Origin of the sequence: Streptomyces sp. H39-S7 (assembly GCF_027158205.1) — a bacterium.
GTDB lineage: Bacteria > Actinomycetota > Actinomycetes > Streptomycetales > Streptomycetaceae > Actinacidiphila.
Map to the genome: position 1 here is coordinate 51,987 of NZ_JAPVLU010000030.1, position 16,760 is coordinate 68,746.

Below are 16,760 nucleotides of genomic sequence, written 5' to 3' on the forward strand. Positions count from 1 at the left end.
TACCGAGCGTCCGGGATGGCGGGACGAGCCCGCCGTCGTCGCCGAGTCGGCGACCGGGGTGCTATCCGCCGGTCCACTCCGCCGACAGCGCACGCGCCGGATTGGTCGTGAAGACCGCCTCGGCGGCCTGCGCGCCCAGTTCGCGTTCGATGCGCGGTCGCAGCGTGTGCAGCAGGTACGGCATGCCCGGCCCGCCGCCGGTCGCGGCACGTGCCCCGGCCGTCGTGGTGTCACCGCCGAGCAGCAGCTGCTCGGTGTGGCCGGCCTCGGCGAGGGCCAGCAGGCAGTCCAGCAGCCGCCAGTCCGTCGCGTGGTTGGCCCGGGAGGGGCCGTCGAAGGCGAGGAAGGCGCCCGACGCGGCGAGTTCGCGGTGCGCGCGCGGGTCCGGCGAGCGGTTGAGGTGGCCGAGGATCACGCTCGCCGGCGGCACCTCCAGCTTCCCGCAGAGCAGTTCGAGGACGTCGGGCGCGGCCGTGCCCAGCTCGTGGTGGACACCGATCGGGGCACCGGTCGCGTGATGCGCCCGCGCCGCCGCCGTCATGACGTACCGGGCGTGCGCGTCCAGGCCGTGGAAACCGCCCGCGACCTTGATCATGCCGGCGCGGGCGGTGCCGGGCGGGGCGTCGGGGTCGTCGCCGGGCCGCAGCCCGAGCGTCAGCTCCGACACGAAGAACTCGGCCAGCCTGCCCCGCAGCCGGTCCAGCGCCCGGGGCGCGTAGTGCGCGGCCTGGTGCAGCCCGGTCGCGGCCACCACGTGCACGGACGAGGCCCGGGAGACCGCCGGGAGGTCGGCGGCGCGCCGCCCCAGGCCGAACGGGGTCCACTGCGCGACGCTCCGGCCGCCCAGCTCGTGGAAGGCCCGCAGCTCGGCCTCCGCCGCCCCGGGGGAGTCCAGCTCCTGTCCCGCGAGGGCCGGAACGCGGAAGAAGAGGTGGTCGTGGGCGTCAGCGACGCCCAACTCGCCGGGCGGGATGTCGCCGAGGACCGTACGGACGGCCCTCATACGGTGTCCTTCGCGAGCGCGGCCGTCACGACGCGCAGCCCCGCCAGTGCCTTCGGCACCCCGATGTACGGCGCCAGGTGGACCATCACCTCGACGATCTCCCGCGGTTCGATCCCGATGCGCAGGCTGATCCGCACATGGTCGTCCAACTGCGGTTCCACACCGCCCAGCGCCGCCAGCGCGGCGAGGTTGGCGATCTGCCGGTCGCGCAGCGCCAGCCCCTCGCGCTGGTAGGTGCCGCCGAACAGGGCCGTCACGATCCAGTCGGGGAATCCGGGGGCGACCTCGTCGAGGCGCGCGAGGGTGGCCTCGATGGTCTCCGGGCCCGCCAGTTCGCCGAGCAGCCGGTAACCGGCCTCGCGATCGATCTCCGCCCGCTTCACCAGTGCCGTCCCGTCCCGATGGTGTCCTGTTCCGGCGCCGACAGGTGCAGCACCTGGTAGCGGTCCCCGGCCTCGGCGGGGGCGGTGTGCTCCCAGAGGGTGAAGTGCAGCAGTTCCCAGTGGCGGGGGTCGACGGCGAGTGCCGCCGAGTGCACCCCGGGGGTGGCGGCGTACTCGCGGGCGGTATCGAGCGCCCGGTCGATGACGGCGGCCGGGTTCTCGCCGGGAGGGATCGGCAGGGCGCGCCGGGTGGCCGCCCGGGGGACCGTGCGCGCCGCGGGGCCGGGTTCGAAGGCCAGCCCCGTCCAGTGCCCGACCTCGGGGCGGCCGAAGTCGTCGATGATCCCCTGGAATCCCGGCCCCCACAGGAAGCTGTTCATCCCTTGCGGCGTGTTCCACAGGTAGAACGGCGCGTACTGGTTGACGGGCGAGAGGTCGGTTCCGCGCTCGCGGATGAGGTAGGCCTTGAGGCCGAGGCCGGGGAAGTCGTCGAGGAGGCGGCCCCGGGACTCGACCCGACGGCGGATGATCCTCATGTCGTAGTCGGCGGGCAGCGTGATCCGGTACTGCATGGCGTGCATCGGGCTGAACTCCCTACGGCGCGGCGGTGGTCACTTCCGGGGTGCGGTCGAGCGGGCGGCGAGCAGGGCGACCGCGCCGCGTACCGCCTGGTGGAACGGCTCCTGCGAGTCCTCGGCGCGGGCGAGCACATAGCCGCCCTGGACGACGGCGGTGATCATGGCAGCGGTGTCCCGCGGATCGAGCGCGGCGTCGAACTCGCCCGCGGCCAGGCCCTCGGCGATGATCTCCGCGAGCCTTCCGCGCAGCCAGGCGAACGTCTCCTGCACCGGGCGGAGCAGCTCAGGGCTGTCGATCACGTCCGGGTCCATGGCCATCCGGCCGACCCGGCAGCCGCGCAACGCGTCCCGCTCGCGCAGCAGATAGGCCGATACCCGCTCCAGGGCCGTGCCGCCGCCGCACATCTGGGCGTCGGCCTGGGCCATCAGCTGGTCCGCGCTGCGCCGCATCGCGGTCAGCGCGAGCTCGGGCTTGCCGGAGAAGTGGTGGTACATGCTGCCCTGGCCGGCGCCCGCGTGCTGCTGGATGGCCTTGGGGCTGGTGCCGGTGTAGCCGCGTTCCCACAGGAGTTCCTGCGTGCTCTCGATCAACCGTTCCGCGGTGTCCATGAGTCGAGTGTACATACTAGTAGGTACAGAAGGCACGCGCTGAGGATTGCGCCGCACGTCGCACGGTACGGCGCATCCTCGGGCGGCCGGCCGGCTCAGTCGCGCACGAAGCCGTAGGCCCGCTCCACGCGGGCGACTTCGACGCTGTAGGAGGCGTACCACCGCTCCCGGCCGAGCCGTTGCACCTCCAGGTGCTCCGGATCCTGCTTCCAGGAGGCTATGGACTCGGCGTCCCGGTAGTAGACCACCAGCAGGTCACGGCCGTCAGGACCGCTCTCCGACTCGCGGCCCAGGTACCCGGGCCACTTCTCGGAGAGCGGTCCCATGCGGCGGTTGGCGTCCGCGTATCCCTCCGGGTCCTCGCCGCTGGGAAGCGTCGTGATGATGACGGCGTAGTACGGGGGTTCAGGGCGCTGGAACGAGGTGGACTCGGCGGACATGCGCGCACTCCGATCGACGGGGATCCGGACCGCCGATCGTAGGCGCCGCCACTGACAGCGACCCCGGCTACCGCTCGGCCTCCGCCGCGTCGGTGGCCACCGAGCGGGCCCAGCGGTAGTCGGCCTTGCCGCTGGGGGAGCGCTGGATGCGGTCCATCACGACGAGGCTGCGCGGGATCTTGTAGCCGGCCAGCCGGGTGCGGCAGTGCGCCTGGATGTCGTCGAGGGTCAGCGGGTCCGCGCCGTCGCGCGGTTGCACGACGGCGGCGACGTGGTTGCCCCACTTCTCGTCGGGCACCCCGGCGACCAGCGCGTCGTAGACGTCGGGGTGGGCCTTGAGGGCCTCCTCGACCTCCTCCGGATAGACCTTCTCGCCACCGGTGTTGATGCACTGCGAACCGCGCCCCAGGACGGTGACGACGCCGTCCTCGTCGACCGTCGCCATGTCCCCGAGCAGCACCCACCGCTCGCCGTCCCGCTGGAAGAACGTCTCCGCCGTCTTCGCGGGGTCGTTGTAGTAGCCGAGCGGAACGTGCCCGCGCAGCGCGATGCGTCCCGCCTCGCCGACCGCGACCGGCTGCGTCGTGGCCAGGTCGACCACGGCGATGTGCGCGTTGACCCGCAGCCGGAAGCCGTTGGCGGGGCCGGAGTCGTCGGTGGCCGTGCCGTTGAAGCCGGACTCCGAGGAGCCGAAGTTGTTGAGGATCATGACGGTCGGGACCAGTGCCTGGAACTGGGCGCGGACGGTCTCCGACATGATCGCGCCCGAGCTGGAGATGGTGAACAGGGAGGAGCAGTCGGTGCCCGCCATCGGCCCGGCCAGCGCGTCGGCCAGCGGCCGGAGCATCGCGTCGCCGACCAGTGAGACGCTGCTGACCTTCTCCTTCTCGACGGTGCGCAGCACCTCCTCCGGCACGTACTTGCGGTGGATGACGATCTTCTGGCCGAAGTTGAAGCCGATGAACGCGGTGAGCGTGGACGTGCCGTGCATCAGCGGCGGGGTCGGGAAGAAGACCAGCCCCTCGCCGCCCGCGGCGACCCGCTCCGCCAGCTCCTCGGGCCGTTTGACCGGCTCACCGGTGGGAGCGCCGCCGCCCATGCCGGAGAAGAACAGGTCCTCCTGGCGCCACATGACGCCCTTGGGCATCCCGGTGGTGCCGCCGGTGTAGATGATGAACTGGTCGTCGGCGGAGCGCTGCGGGAAGCCGCGGTCCGGCGACCCGGCCGCCTCGGCGTCGGTGAAGGCGACCGGCGCGATGGCCGGTTCCCGCGCGTCCGCGGCCGGTACGCCCACCCGCACGAGGTGGCGCAGCTTCTCGGTGTGCGGCAGCGCGGCGGCCACCCGGTCGGTGAACTCGGCGTCGAAGACCAGCGCCGTCAGGTCCGCGTCCCGGTAGAGGTAGACCAGTTCCTCCTCCACGTACCGGTAGTTGACGTTCACCGGAACGGCGCGCGCCTTGACGCAGGCCAGCGCCGTCTGCAGGTACTCGATGCCGTTGTAGAGGTGCAGGCCGACGTGGTCGCCGGGACGGATCCCGTGGTCGATCAGGTGGTGGGCGATCCGGTTCGCGGCCGTGTCGAGCCGGGCGTACGTCAGCCGGCGCTCGGCGCCCGTGCCGGGGTGGTCGATGTAGACGAGCGCCTCGCGGTCCGGGACCACGTCCACGACCGACTCGAAGAGGTCGGCAAGGTTGTACTCCACGGCTCCTCCAGCCTCGATGCTGCGAAGGTCTCGGCGGTCATTAGAACCCTCCTGGAGTGAGGTGGGAAGGGTTACCGGGCCGGAAATCTGACTGGTAGTCAGAAAACTATTGAACTCGACCTGCGCCTACTGCAACCTGTTCTAGGTCCGCGACGGAAGACTGCGACCTTGGAGGCCGGCCATGGGCGGCACGGAACATCTCACGGTGGAACGCGTCGGCGCGACGCTCGTACTGACGCTGAACCGGCCCGAGGCGAAGAACGCCCTCTCGCTGCCGATGCTGGTCGGCCTGTACGACGGCTGGCTGGAGGCCGACGCCGACGACACCATCCGCTCCATCGTCCTCACCGGGGCCGGCGGCACGTTCTGCGCCGGCATGGACCTCAAGGCGCTGGCCTCCGACGACGGCGCGATGGCTGGACAGGGGTACCGCGACCGGATGAAGGAGGACCCGGACCTGCACTGGAAGGCCATGCTCCGGCACCACCGGCCGCGCAAACCGGTGATCGCCGCCGTGGAGGGGTACTGCGTGGCCGGCGGCACCGAGATCCTGCAGGGCACCGACATCCGCGTCGCCGGGGAGAGCGCCACCCTCGGCCTCTTCGAGGTCCGGCGCGCGCTCTTCCCGATCGGCGGCTCCACCGTGCGGCTGCCCCGCCAGATCCCCCGCACCCACGCGCTGGAGATGCTGCTCACCGGCCGCCCCTACTCCGCGGCGGAGGCGAAGGAGATCGGCCTGATCGGCCACGTCGTGCCCGACGGCACGGCGCGGGAACGGGCCCTGGAGATCGCGGAACAGATCAACGCCAACGGGCCGCTGGCCGTCGAGGCGGTCAAGGCGTCCGTCTACGACACCGCGGAGATGACCGAGACGGAGGGGCTCCAGCACGAACTGGAGCACGGCTGGCCGATCTTCGCGACCGCCGACGCGAAGGAAGGCCCCCGCGCCTTCGCCGAGAAGCGCCCGCCCGTCTACCGGCGCCTGTGACCGCTCCGTCGTGCATCCGGCCCGTCCGGCGTGGCCGCAGGTCGCGCACCGCGCAACGAATGGAGACCAGCCCATGACGTCCGCCCCCGCACCGGAGGTGCTCAGCGCACCCCTGGTGGTCGAATTCCCGTTCACCCGCTCGCTCGGCCCCGTCCAGAGCGCGTTCCTCACCGGCCTGCGCGAACGGACCGTGCTGGGAGTGCGCACCGGCGACGACCGGGTGCTCGTACCGCCCGTCGAATACGACCCCGTCACCTCGGCGGAGCTGCGGGAACTCGTCGAGGTCGGCGTCACCGGCACCGTCACCACCTGGGCCTGGAACCCCGACCCCGGACGCAACCAGCCGCTCACCACCCCCTTCGCCTGGGTCCTGGTGCGCCTCGACGGCGCCGACACCGCGATGCTGCACGCACTGGACGCGGCAGGACCCGACTCGGTCAGCACCGGCATGCGGGTACGGATCCGGTGGGCCGCCGAACGGGTCGGCGCGATCACCGACATCGCCTGCTTCGAACCGGACGACGGCACCGGGCGGCGCGAGCCCGGCGCCACCGCGCACACCGGCGAGTTCGCCGACCCGGTGACCGGCATTGTCGCCCTCGCGCGCCTCGACTACGTCTACAGCCCCGGCCGCGCCCAGACCCGCTACCTCGCCGCGCTCGCCGACCGCAAGATGATCGGCGAACGCTGCCCGGCCTGCCGCAAGGTCTACATCCCGCCCCGGGGTGCCTGCCCCACCTGCGGCGTCGCCACCGAGGAACAGGTGGAAGTGGGGCCCGGCGGCACCATCACCACCTTCTGCATCGTCAACATCAAGGCCCGTGGCCTCGACATCGAAGTGCCGTACGTCTACGCGCACATCGCCCTCGACGGCGCCGACCTCGCCCTGCACGGGCGCATCGGCGGCGTCCCCTACGACCAGGTGCGGATGGGCATGCGCGTCGAGCCCGTGTGGAGCGACGACGGCGGCTTCCCCGACCACTACCGGCCGACCGGAGAGCCCGACGCCGGCTACGACACGTACAAGGAGATGGTCTAGATGCGGGACGTCGCGATCGTGGCGTTCGCCCAGAGCCGCCACGTCCGCAGCTCGGCCGAGGTCTCCGAGGTCGAGATGCTCATGCCCGTGCTCCACGAGGCGCTCGGGCAGGTCGAGCTGAGGGCCGGCGAGATCGGCTTCACCTGCTCCGGCTCCTCCGACTACCTCGCGGGCCGGGCCTTCTCCTTCACCATGGCCCTGGACGGGGTCGGCGCCTGGCCGCCGATCTCCGAGTCGCACGTCGAGATGGACGGCGCCTGGGCGCTCTACGAGGCCTGGGTCAAGATCCTCACCGGTGAGGCCGACACCGCGCTGGTGTACTCCTACGGCAAGTCCTCGCCCGGCGACGTCCGCGAGGTACTGACCCGCCAACTGGACCCGTACTACGTCGCGCCGCTGTGGCCAGACTCGGTGGCGCTCGCCGCGCTCCAGGCCCAGGCCCTCATCGACGCGGGACACACCGGTGAACCCGAACTCGCCGCCGTCGCCGCCCGCAGCCGCACCTCGGCGCGCGACAACCCGTACGCGCAGCTCACCACCGTCCGCGAAGGCGAGCGGTACGTCGTCCGGCCGCTGCGCCGGCAGGACTGCCCGCCGGTCGGCGACGGCGCCGCCGCGATCGTGCTCGCCGCCGGGGACACCGCCCGCCGGCTGTGCGACCGGCCCGCGTGGATCCGCGGCCTCGACCACCGCATCGAGGCCCACAGCCTCGGGGTCCGCGACCTCACCGACTCGCCGTCCACCCGGCTCGCGGCCGAACGGGCCGGGCTGTTCGACGCACCGGTCGACACCGCCGAACTGCACGCGCCGTTCACCTCCCAGGAGATCGTCCTGCGCAGGGCGCTGCGGCTGGGCGACGACGTCGACGTCAACCCGTCCGGCGGCCCGCTCGCCGCCAACCCCGTCATGGCCGCCGGTCTGATCCGCCTCGGCGAGGCGGCCGCCCGCATCCACCGCGGCGACTCCGACCGCGCCGTCGCCCACGCGACCTCGGGACCCTGCCTGCAGCAGAACCTGGTCGCCGTCCTGGAAGGGGATGTGAGATGAGCAAGGCACCTGTGGCAATCGTCGGCATCGGCCAGACCAAGCACGTCGCGGCCCGGCACGACGTGTCGATCGCGGGACTCCTGCGCGAGGCGGCCCTGCGGGCGCTCGCCGACGCCGAGCTCACCTTCGCCGACATCGACGCGGTCGTCATCGGCAAGGCCCCGGACTTCTTCGAGGGTGTGATGATGCCGGAGCTGTACCTGGCGGACGCCCTCGGAGCCGTCGGCAAACCGATGCTGCGCGTCCACACCGCGGGCTCGGTCGGGGGGTCGACCGCGCTGGTCGCCTCGAACCTGGTCGCGGCCCGCGTCCACCGCACCGTACTGACCGTCGCGTTCGAGAAGCAGTCCGAGTCCAACGCCATGTGGGGGCTCTCGCTGCCGATCCCGTTCCAGCAGCCGCTGCTCGCGGGCGCCGGCGGCTTCTTCGCCCCGCATGTGCGCGCCTACATGCGCCGTACGGGGGCGCCCGACCACATCGGGTCCCTCGTCGCGTTCAAGGACCGCCGCAACGCCCTGAAGAACCCCTACGCGCACCTGCACGAGAAGGACATCACGCTGGAGAAGGTGCGGGCCGCCCCCATGCTGTGGGACCCGATCCGCTACTCCGAGACCTGCCCGTCCTCCGACGGCGCGGTCGCGATGGTGCTCACCGACACCGAGGGCGCGGCCCGGTCGCCCCGTCCGCCCGCCTGGCTGCACGGCGGTGCCATGCGCAGCGAGCCGACGATGTTCGCCGGCAAGGACTACGTCAGCCCGCAGGCCGGCAAGGACTGCGCCGCGGACGTGTACCGGCAGGCCGGGATCACCGATCCGCGCCGGGAGATCGACGCGGTCGAGATGTACGTGCCGTTCTCCTGGTACGAGCCGATGTGGCTGGAGAACCTCGGTTTCGCCGCCGAGGGGGAGGGCTGGAAGCTCACCGAGGCGGGCGTCACCGAACTCGACGGGGAGCTGCCCGTCAACCCGTCGGGCGGGGTGCTGTCCACCAACCCGATCGGCGCGTCCGGCATGATCCGGTTCGCCGAGGCGGCCCTGCAGGTACGCGGCCAGGCAGGTGATCACCAGGTGGAAGGGGCCCGGCGGGCGCTGGGGCACGCGTACGGCGGCGGCGCGCAGTTCTTCTCGATGTGGCTCGTCGGCGCGGACCGGCCCACCACCTGATCGGGGGGTGTATCCGGGCAGCTTGCCCCATTGCCTGTCGGGCCAGGGGCCCGGTGGCTAGTGTGGGTCGCGGATGACGACCTGGGAGGAGAGCGGACGTGGCCGAGAGCACCATCGGACAGCCGTTGACGAACGGTACGAAGCCGCAGCTGGATCTTGCGAGCGCGGAGTGGCAGTCCAGCAGTCAGGGCACGGGCGACGTCCAGATCGCCTTTGTCGAGGGCTACATCGCGATGCGGGACGGGCGGAGCCCGGACGGGCCGTCGCTGATCTTCACCCCGGCCGAATGGCGCGCCTTCGTACTCGGCGCGCGGGACGGCGAGTTCGACCTCACCTGAGGCGTCCGCCGTGGACGCCCACCGCCGGCCGCCGGACCTCGTCATCGGGGCCCGGCGGCCGGCGTTCGCGGGGCGCCGCTCTGCGGCCAGGGCCTATGGCCAGGGCCTGAGTTCGGGCAGCGGCTCGGCCCCGCCGTCCAGCGGGCCCTCCGGTTCGCGTCCCGCCAGCCACGCGGTCAGGTCGGTGAGCGCGCCGCGCACGGTGACCGGCCGGCCGTCCCCCAGGACGACGGCCGGCTCGGGGCCGTCCGACGCCGCGAGCGTCAGCCGCACGCCGTCCGGTACGCGCGGTGCGAGGAAGTCCAGCACCTGCGCGCAGAATGGCCGTGACCACCGCGCGGTCCGGTACCCGATCGCCGCGTCCGCCGTGTGGATCTCCAACTCCCGCCACCAGGCGTGCGCGGCGGCCGCCAGCGTGGCGTCGCGGTAGCGCACAGGCCGCTCCAGGTCCCGCGGGCCGACGGCCGTCCACGCCTGCTCGGCTTCGTCGAGGGCCGCGGTGACGGCCGCGCGCAGTTCCGCCGCCGAGCGGCCGTGGCCTGCCTCGATCGCGGCGTCACGGGCGGGCCGCCCGCCGTCGTAGGGGTCGATCAGCTCGTCCTCGAGGGCGTAACGGGCCTGCCGGGCCAGGGCGAACCCGACCCCCTCGATATGGCTGAGCAGGTGCCCACGGGTCCAGCCGGGCAGGGCGCTCGGGGCGCGCACGTCGGCATCGGTCAGATCGACGAGCAGCCCCCGCAGCCGCGCCTGGCCGGCCAGGATCGCCGGTACGGGGTCGGGAAACCCCCGGGAGGTGCGCGGGAGTTGACGGTTCTCTGCCATACGGCCCCCTCGTTGCCGACTGCGGACGCATCACCTAATGCATTGCCGTGAATATAACATTAGGAAGCCGTTGTGGGGTGGCCGGTTCCGGTGGTCCCGGTGGCGTGTACGGGACGTCCGGAGGGCTTTGCCGGTACTTGGGGCGCCCGTCATCTGGTGTGCGGCAGGCGGCCATGGCAGTCTCCGCGGATATTGGCGCGCCCGTCGCGTTGCCCCCGTTCAATACGGCGCGACCCCGCACCTGTGCCCCCTCACCGAGGAGTCGCTTTGACGCCACTGTCCCGCCGCGGATTTCTGGGAGCGGCCGCCGGCGCCGCCGCGTTCGGCACGCTGCCCGCCGCCATCCAGCAGGCCATGGCCGCCACCTCGGCGGCCGGCACGCTCGACGATGTCGAGCACGTGGTGATCTTCATGCAGGAGAACCGTTCCTTCGATCACTACTTCGGCACGCTCAAGGGCGTGCGCGGCTTCGGTGACCGCTCGCGGCTGCGCTTCCCCAACGGCCAGGACGTGCTGCGCCAGACCGCGAAGGGACCCGCCGGCGGCAGTCTCGTCCTGCCCTGGCACCTGAACACCGCGACGACGGACGCGCAGCGGGTGCGGGATCTCGACCACGGCTGGTCGGGCACCCACAACGCCTGGAACGGCGGCAAGTACAACAACTGGGTACCGGCCAAGAGCGCCTGGTCGATGGGGTACTACCAGCGCGCCGACATCCCGTTCCAGTTCGCGCTGGCCGAGTCGTTCACCCTCTGCGACCAGTACTTCTGCTCCGTGCAGGGGCCGACCAACCCCAACCGGCTGTACCAGTGGACCGCCACCGTCGACCCCGCGGGCAAGTACGGCGGGCCGGTCACGGACAACTCCGAGAAGGGGTACTCCTGGACCACCTACGCCGAGCGGCTGCAGTCGGCCGGCATCTCCTGGCGGGTCTACCAGCAGCAGGACAACTACGACGACAATCCGCTGGCCTGGTTCAAGAACTTCAAGAACGCGGCCACCACCTCGCCGCTCTACGTCAACGGGATGCAGCGGCGCGGCGCCGACGCGTTCAATCAGGACGTGAAGAACGGCACGCTGCCCGCCGTGAGCTGGGTCGTGGCCCCCGCCAACCAGAGCGAGCACCCGGAGTACCCGCCCGCGTACGGCGCGAACTACACCTCGAAGTACGTCCTGGAGTCGCTCGCGGCGAACCCCGACGTCTGGGCGAAGACCGTGGTCTTCCTCAACTTCGACGAGAACGACGGGTTCTTCGACCACGTGGCGCCGCCCGTCGCGCCCGCCGGAACCGCGGACGAGTTCATCGGCGGAGTGCCCATCGGGCTCGGCCCGCGGGTGCCGATGATCGTGATCTCGCCCTGGAGCCGCGGCGGGTACGTCAACTCCGAGGTCGCCGACCACACCTCGCCGCTGCGCTTCCTGGAGAACTGGACCGGGGTGAAGGAGACCAACATCTCCGCCTGGCGCCGCACCGTCTGCGGCGACCTGATGAGCGCCTTCGACTTCACCACCAGGAACACCACCTTTCCCTCCCTCCCCGGCACGGCCGCGCTGGTCGCCGCCTGCGACGCCCAGAACTCCCTGCCCGACGCCGCCCCGCCGGCCGCGCAGGTGGCGCCGGTCCAGGAGCCGGGCGCCCGGCCGGCCCGGCGGATCGGCTACGGCTTCGACACCACGTCGTGGACCGAGACGTCCACGGGGCGCATCTGGATCAAGGTGGCCAACACCGGCACGCTGGGCGCCGGATTCGCGATCTACACCGTCAACCACCGGGCCTACGACAACTGGCGCTACACCGTCCCGGTCGGCGGCAGTGTGCAGGACTACTTCAGCGCCCAGACGTACGGCGGCGGCCTGTACGACATCGACGCGCACGGCCCCGACGGTTATCTGCGTGGCTTCAAGGGCGATGTGCGCACCTGGTCGAACGCGGCCAAGGGCCACCCCGAGGCGGCTGTGGCCATCGCCCGCGCGACGCCGCGGAACCTGGCGCTGACGCTGACCAACGCCGGTGGCGCGGCGGTGGTCTTCACCGTGGGCGGCAACGCGGCGGGGGACGGTTCCGGCGGCAGCACGGTGACGGTCGCGGCGGGCGGCACCCAGCAGGTCGCGCTCACGGCGGCGGCCGACGGGGGCTACGACATCACCGTGACCGCGAACACCGGCGACGGCTTCGAGCGCCGCTTCGCGGGCCGCACCTACCCCGTCCAGTAGCGCGGGGCGGCCCCCGCCCGGGAACCGTACGGAAGGGGGCCGGGAGCCGCACCCCCGTGCGGCCCCGGCCCCCTGCCGTACGCCCGTCCGGTCCCGGTCCGGAGTCAGCCGCCGCCGCGGCCCCGGTCCGCGCTGAACAGGTCCGACCACGGCCGCTGCCGCCCGCCGCTCACCGCGGCGACCCCCGAAGCGCGGTAGCGGGCGGTCTCCAGGGACCAGTCGAGATTGCCGCGCATCACATGGCGCATGGCACGCACGTAGTCCTCCACCTGGGCCCGCAGTTCGGGCGCGGCGTCGTACGCGTCGAGCACCGCCGGCAGGCGGTCGGCGAGCAGCTGGAACCGCTTCACCCGCGCGTTGGCGGCCCGCGCGATGAGTTCCACGGCCCCGTTCAGGGTGTGGTCCGTGGTGTCGAGCAGCAGGATCACGCTGTTGTTGACGTCCCCGGCCGCCAGTTCCTTGTCCACCGACATGATGTCGTTCACGAAGATCACCACGTCGCCGGTGATCTCCCGCATCTCGGCGAGCGCGCCCGAGTGCAGCATCTCCGGCAGGGTGTAGCCGCCGCACCGCTCGGCGAAGTCCAGGCACGGCTGGACGCCGATGGAGTCCCGCCGGCCCCGCAGGAAGGTCCCGAGGGTCATGGCCGGCCGCCGCGTCCGGTTCAGTGACTCCCAGTGATACGCCCGCAGGTAGTCCCGCCAGTGATCACGGAACCGGTGCTGCCACACGGTCGGCGTGCCGGCGGCCGAGCGCGTCCAGATGTCGCGGAATCCTTCGGCGAGCGGGTTGTCCGACGGGTTCGGGGCGCCCCCGCGGGGGGAAGGTGGTTCGTAGAGGATGGACACCAACGTGTCGACCTCGCGTTCCACGTCGTCCGGCCGGCGCCCCAGAGGGCCGTCGAACTGGTCGTCGAAGATGAAGAACCAGGCGTTGAAGTCGGCGGCGAGGTCGAGGTCGGGTCCGGTCGCGCGGGGGTAGAAGAACGCCATCAGGCGCTCCAGCCGCAGGGCGTCGTACTCCTCGACGTCGCGGTCGAAGCGGAGTATTTCCAGGTCGCGCAGCCATTGCAGGGTGTGCCGCCGGGACCGGTCGGTGTGCGGGCTCGAGCGGCCCTGGAAGGGGATGCTCAGCAGGGTGGTGCGTTCCGCGAGGATGTCGCGCTGGATGGGGCCGCTGGGGGCTGTGGTGTCCGACAAGATGCCCACCTCGGGTTGCTTCGCGGTCGGTCCGGAGCCGCCCGGACCGCGGGGAAAGTGAACTGGCGTTTGCCATCTACCCGTTCGTCCGACGTGGATATCACCAGGGAGCACTACGGAGCGTCCCGACGGGCGTACGCTCGGCGCTACCTGCCGAACAGGCAACGAGAACGGGAACGGACATGCCAGACGCGGTGGAACAATTAGGACGAGTGAATCGCTTGGTTCTCGAACGTGAGTCCGAACTCGTCGCGCTCGACGGCGCTTTGAACGATCTCTGCGGAATTCGGTCCGGCACCCGGCACGGCGGACTGCTCGCCTTCGCGGGTCCCGCCGGGCTCGGCAAGACGGCGCTGCTCGCCGAGGTCCGCAGGCGGGCCGCGGCGCGTGGTTGCACCGTGCTGTCCGCTCGCGGCGGCGAGCAGGAGCAGGGCATGGCGTTCCATGTCGTCCGCCAGCTCGTCCAGCCGGTGCTCGCGACGGCCCCCGAGGAGGAGCACCGCCGGATACTCGGCAGCTGGTACGACATCGTCGCCCCGGCGGTCGGGCCGGTCGCCTCACGGGGTGACGGCGCCGCCGACCCCACCGGCGTCCGTGACGGCCTGGACTGGGTGGTGACGCGCTTCGCCGTCGAGCGGGCGCCCGTCGTCCTCATCCTGGACGACGCGCACTGGGCCGACGCGGAGTCGCTGGCGTGGCTGACCGCCTTCGCCCCGCGGGCCGAGGAACTGCCGATGCTGGTGATCGTCGCCTACCGGCCCGACGAACTGCCCGCCGACGCGGTGGCGTTCCGCAAACTCGCCGGCCGGCACGGCTCACGCCCCTTCGACCTGGTGGCCCTCACCCCGGGTGCCGTCCGGCGCATCGTGCGCGACGCCGTCGGGGAGAGCGCCGAGGAGGCGTTCTGCCGTGAGGCGTGGGCGGTCACCGGAGGCAACCCCTTCGAGGTCACCGAGCTGACCGCCAAGATCTGCGACCGCGAGCTCAAGGGCCAGCGCGATGACATCGCGGAACTGCGCGAACTGGCCTCCGCGGTCAAGGGCAGCGGCCTCATCGAGCGGATCGGGAAACTGGGCACCTCCGCGGTCCGGTTCGCCTGGGCCGCGGCCGTCCTCGGCACCTCGATCGCACCGCAGCTGGCCGCCGGGGTCGCCGCGCTCGGCCACGAGGAGGCGGCCGACGCCTTCGAACGGCTGCGCGCCGCGCGCATCCTGAAGATCGGCACGTCCGACGGCTCCACCCTGGAGTTCGTCCACCCGCTCATCGCCACTGCCGTCTACCGGGCGATCCCCAGCGCGCTGCGCGTCGGGATGCACGGCGAGGCGGCGGCAGCCGTGATGGAGGCGGGACTGGGCCCGACGTCCGCCGCCCGGCACCTGCTGGAACTGCACCCAGAGGGTGACGAGGGGGTGGTGCAGCAACTGCGCGCCGCCGCCCGCGAATACCTGCGGGCCGGAGCGCCCGAGGCGGCGCAGCGCTGCCTCGCCCGCGCCCTGCGCGAACCCCCGCCCTACGGCGAGCGCGCGGCCGTGCTCTTCGAGCTGGGCTGCTCCTCGCTCCTCAACGAGCCCGCCAACACCGTCAACCACCTGCGGGCCGCCCTGGAGGAGCCGGAGCTCGAACCGGAGCTGCGCGAGGCCATCATCTACCGGCTCGCGCAGGCCTTGGGGCACACCGGCCGGATGGCGGAGGCCGCCCGTACCGTCGAGGCGGAGGCCAGCCGGGCCACCAACGCCCGCACCAAGCTGCGCATGCAGGCCGAGCAGTTCATGTGGAACGCCTTCCGGGCCGACGAACAGGACTCGCCCGCCCGCTCCCGGCGGCTGAACCGGCTGGCGGACCACCTCACCGGCCGCGGCCAGGCCGAGCGCTACATCCTGGGGCTGCGCGCGTGGGACGCGATGGTGCGCGGCGAACCGGCCGCCGTCGCCCTGCGCTACGCGGAGGAGGCCCTCGGCGACGGCCTCAGCTGGACCGACGAGAACTGGGGCTTCGAGGTACCGGTCCTCGTCGCCTTCACCTTCATGTACTGCGACCAGCCGGGCCGCGCCGAGGACCTGTTCAACAAGGGCATCGCGGAGCTGGAACGCAAGGGCTGGCGCGGCGCGCACCTGTCGTTCGGCTTCACCCTGCTCGGGTACATCCGCTACCGGCGCGGGCGGCTCGCCGAGGCCGAGGACCTGGTGCACGCCGGGCTGGGCATCGCCGACCGGGTGGGGACGGGAGTGCCCGCGCAGTGGTTCGCGATCGGCATCCTCATCGAGATCCTGCTCGCCCGCGGCCGCACCCACGAGGCACAGGAGCTCTCCGACACGTACAACTACGGCGAGGTGATCCCGAACGCGGTGGTCTACCCCGACTCCCAGACGGTCTACAGCGAACTGCTGCTGGCCCAGGGCATGCGGGGCGACGCCGAACGCCACCTCACGGCGGTCGGGCAGCGACTGGAGGCGCGCGGGATGCGCAATCCCGGCTGGTGCCCGTGGCAACTGCACCTCGCCCAGGCGGTTGCTCTCGTCGAGCCGGAACGGGCGGCGGACACCGTCCGGGAGGCCCTGCAGCGGGCCCGCCAGTTCGGCACCGCCTCGGCGATCGGCCAGGCGCTGCACGTGGCTGCCGAAGTGACCGGTGGGTCTGACAGTCTGCGGCTGCTGGCCGAGGCCGTCAGCCATCTGGAACGCTCACCCTCGGCGTTCGAACTGGCCCGCGCCCAGGTCGCGTACGGAGCCGCACTGCGCCGGGCGGGACTGCCGCTCGACGCCGCCGACCGGCTGCACGCCGGACTCGAGGGCGCGCTGCGCTGCAATTCCGACGCGCTCGCCGGCCGGGCCCGTGACGAGCTCGCGGCGGCGGGAATGCGCCCGCTGCAGCTGAACAGCGCCGGGACCGACACGCTGACCGGCCCCGAACGTACCGTGGCGGTACGGGTCGCGGCCGGCCGGTCCACCTCCGACGTCGCCGAGGAGATGGGCACCGGGGAACGCGAGGTGACGCGCATGCTGTCCGCCGTCTACCGCAAGGTCGGCACCGATCACGCGGGGCTGTCCAAGGCCCTGGAACAGACAGCGGACGGCTTCCAGCACTCCGCGCCGGGGCGATGAGCGAGGAGCGCGGCGGGTAGCCCGCGGCAAGGTCCGGAAGAGCCTCCCGGACCTTGCCGCGCGAGTACGCTGAGGTGGCATCGGGCGCGCGTGCGCCGAGCGCACCGGGTGCCGGGCGCACGCGGTGGTACCAG

15 protein-coding genes are annotated in these 16,760 nt (G+C 72.2%); 7 read left to right on the forward strand and 8 right to left on the reverse strand.

Features of this window, described 5'->3' with window-relative positions; genetic code table 11:
• Positions 1 to 61: 61 nt before the first annotated feature.
• From O3X23_RS26805 to O3X23_RS26830, 6 genes are all read right to left on the reverse strand, one after another.
• Positions 62 to 1,003, reverse strand: coding sequence for a phosphotriesterase family protein (locus O3X23_RS26805; RefSeq protein WP_269274128.1), 942 nt, complete (start codon positions 1,001 to 1,003; stop codon positions 62 to 64).
• Positions 1,000 to 1,386 (reverse strand): carboxymuconolactone decarboxylase family protein, encoded by a 387-nt coding sequence (locus O3X23_RS26810; protein ID WP_269274129.1) that lies wholly within the window; start codon positions 1,384 to 1,386, stop codon positions 1,000 to 1,002. Before O3X23_RS26810 ends, O3X23_RS26805 begins: the two co-directional genes overlap by 4 nt.
• Positions 1,383 to 1,967 carry a DUF4865 family protein gene (locus O3X23_RS26815; protein ID WP_269274130.1) on the reverse strand — a complete coding sequence of 195 codons (585 nt, stop codon included), beginning with the start codon at positions 1,965 to 1,967 and terminating at the stop codon, positions 1,383 to 1,385. The genes O3X23_RS26810 and O3X23_RS26815 overlap by 4 nt, the downstream gene beginning before the upstream one ends.
• 30 nt (positions 1,968 to 1,997) lie before the next feature.
• Positions 1,998 to 2,573, reverse strand: coding sequence for a TetR/AcrR family transcriptional regulator (locus O3X23_RS26820; RefSeq protein ID WP_269274131.1), 576 nt, complete (start codon positions 2,571 to 2,573; stop codon positions 1,998 to 2,000).
• 95 nt (positions 2,574 to 2,668) lie between these two features.
• Positions 2,669 to 3,013: an antibiotic biosynthesis monooxygenase family protein gene (locus O3X23_RS26825; protein WP_269274132.1), complete on the reverse strand. Its 345-nt coding sequence runs from the start codon at positions 3,011 to 3,013 to the stop codon at positions 2,669 to 2,671.
• Positions 3,014 to 3,080: 67 nt separating this feature from the next.
• Positions 3,081 to 4,715 carry an acyl-CoA synthetase gene (locus tag O3X23_RS26830; RefSeq protein WP_269274133.1) on the reverse strand — a complete coding sequence of 545 codons (1,635 nt, stop codon included), beginning with the start codon at positions 4,713 to 4,715 and terminating at the stop codon, positions 3,081 to 3,083.
• A gap of 181 nt (positions 4,716 to 4,896) precedes the next feature.
• Here O3X23_RS26830 and O3X23_RS26835 point away from each other — a divergent pair, with 181 nt between their 5' ends.
• The 5 genes from O3X23_RS26835 (at position 4,897) to O3X23_RS26855 (ending at position 9,290) form a co-directional block, all read left to right on the forward strand.
• On the forward strand, positions 4,897 to 5,703 hold the full coding sequence (locus O3X23_RS26835; protein WP_269274134.1) for a crotonase/enoyl-CoA hydratase family protein: 807 nt from the start codon (positions 4,897 to 4,899) through the stop codon (positions 5,701 to 5,703).
• A 73-nt stretch (positions 5,704 to 5,776) separates the two neighbouring features.
• Positions 5,777 to 6,742, forward strand: a complete 966-nt coding sequence (locus O3X23_RS26840; RefSeq protein ID WP_269274135.1) for a Zn-ribbon domain-containing OB-fold protein — start codon at positions 5,777 to 5,779, stop codon at positions 6,740 to 6,742.
• Entirely contained in the window at positions 6,743 to 7,789 is a 1,047-nt protein-coding gene (locus O3X23_RS26845; protein ID WP_269274136.1) for a thiolase domain-containing protein, read from the forward strand.
• Positions 7,786 to 8,952 carry a thiolase domain-containing protein gene (locus tag O3X23_RS26850; RefSeq protein WP_269274137.1) on the forward strand — a complete coding sequence of 389 codons (1,167 nt, stop codon included), beginning with the start codon at positions 7,786 to 7,788 and terminating at the stop codon, positions 8,950 to 8,952. Before O3X23_RS26845 ends, O3X23_RS26850 begins: the two co-directional genes overlap by 4 nt.
• Before the next feature lie 98 nt (positions 8,953 to 9,050).
• Positions 9,051 to 9,290 carry a DUF397 domain-containing protein gene (locus tag O3X23_RS26855; RefSeq protein WP_269274138.1) on the forward strand — a complete coding sequence of 80 codons (240 nt, stop codon included), beginning with the start codon at positions 9,051 to 9,053 and terminating at the stop codon, positions 9,288 to 9,290.
• Positions 9,291 to 9,383: 93 nt separating this feature from the next.
• Here O3X23_RS26855 and O3X23_RS26860 read toward each other — a convergent pair whose 3' ends face one another.
• On the reverse strand, positions 9,384 to 10,112 hold the full coding sequence (locus O3X23_RS26860; protein WP_269274139.1) for a maleylpyruvate isomerase family mycothiol-dependent enzyme: 729 nt from the start codon (positions 10,110 to 10,112) through the stop codon (positions 9,384 to 9,386).
• 267 nt (positions 10,113 to 10,379) lie between these two features.
• On the opposite strand from O3X23_RS26860, the gene O3X23_RS26865 reads away from it, so the two are divergent.
• On the forward strand, positions 10,380 to 12,326 hold the full coding sequence (locus tag O3X23_RS26865; RefSeq protein WP_269274140.1) for a phosphocholine-specific phospholipase C: 1,947 nt from the start codon (positions 10,380 to 10,382) through the stop codon (positions 12,324 to 12,326).
• A gap of 104 nt (positions 12,327 to 12,430) precedes the next feature.
• Here O3X23_RS26865 and O3X23_RS26870 read toward each other — a convergent pair whose 3' ends face one another.
• Complete coding sequence (locus tag O3X23_RS26870; protein WP_269274141.1) at positions 12,431 to 13,525, reverse strand: isoafricanol synthase; 1,095 nt, start codon at positions 13,523 to 13,525, stop codon at positions 12,431 to 12,433.
• A gap of 182 nt (positions 13,526 to 13,707) precedes the next feature.
• Between O3X23_RS26870 and O3X23_RS26875 the strand changes: the two genes are divergently transcribed.
• Positions 13,708 to 16,626 carry an ATP-binding protein gene (locus O3X23_RS26875; RefSeq protein ID WP_269274142.1) on the forward strand — a complete coding sequence of 973 codons (2,919 nt, stop codon included), beginning with the start codon at positions 13,708 to 13,710 and terminating at the stop codon, positions 16,624 to 16,626.
• The last annotated feature ends 134 nt before the right edge of the window (positions 16,627 to 16,760 follow it).

Excerpts from the sequence above, each read along its gene's own strand:
- O3X23_RS26825 (WP_269274132.1), bottom strand. The coding sequence starts at position 3,013 with ATGTCCGCCGAGTCCACCTCGTTCCAGCGCCCTGAACCCCCGTACTAC.
- O3X23_RS26805 (WP_269274128.1), bottom strand. The coding sequence starts at position 1,003 with ATGAGGGCCGTCCGTACGGTCCTCGGCGACATCCCGCCCGGCGAGTTG.
- O3X23_RS26845 (WP_269274136.1), top strand. The coding sequence starts at position 6,743 with ATGCGGGACGTCGCGATCGTGGCGTTCGCCCAGAGCCGCCACGTCCGC.
- O3X23_RS26835 (WP_269274134.1), top strand. The coding sequence starts at position 4,897 with ATGGGCGGCACGGAACATCTCACGGTGGAACGCGTCGGCGCGACGCTC.
- O3X23_RS26860 (WP_269274139.1), bottom strand. The coding sequence starts at position 10,112 with ATGGCAGAGAACCGTCAACTCCCGCGCACCTCCCGGGGGTTTCCCGAC.
- O3X23_RS26840 (WP_269274135.1), top strand. The coding sequence starts at position 5,777 with ATGACGTCCGCCCCCGCACCGGAGGTGCTCAGCGCACCCCTGGTGGTC.
- O3X23_RS26815 (WP_269274130.1), bottom strand. The coding sequence starts at position 1,967 with ATGCACGCCATGCAGTACCGGATCACGCTGCCCGCCGACTACGACATG.
- O3X23_RS26820 (WP_269274131.1), bottom strand. The coding sequence starts at position 2,573 with ATGGACACCGCGGAACGGTTGATCGAGAGCACGCAGGAACTCCTGTGG.
- O3X23_RS26875 (WP_269274142.1), top strand. The coding sequence starts at position 13,708 with ATGCCAGACGCGGTGGAACAATTAGGACGAGTGAATCGCTTGGTTCTC.
- O3X23_RS26850 (WP_269274137.1), top strand. The coding sequence starts at position 7,786 with ATGAGCAAGGCACCTGTGGCAATCGTCGGCATCGGCCAGACCAAGCAC.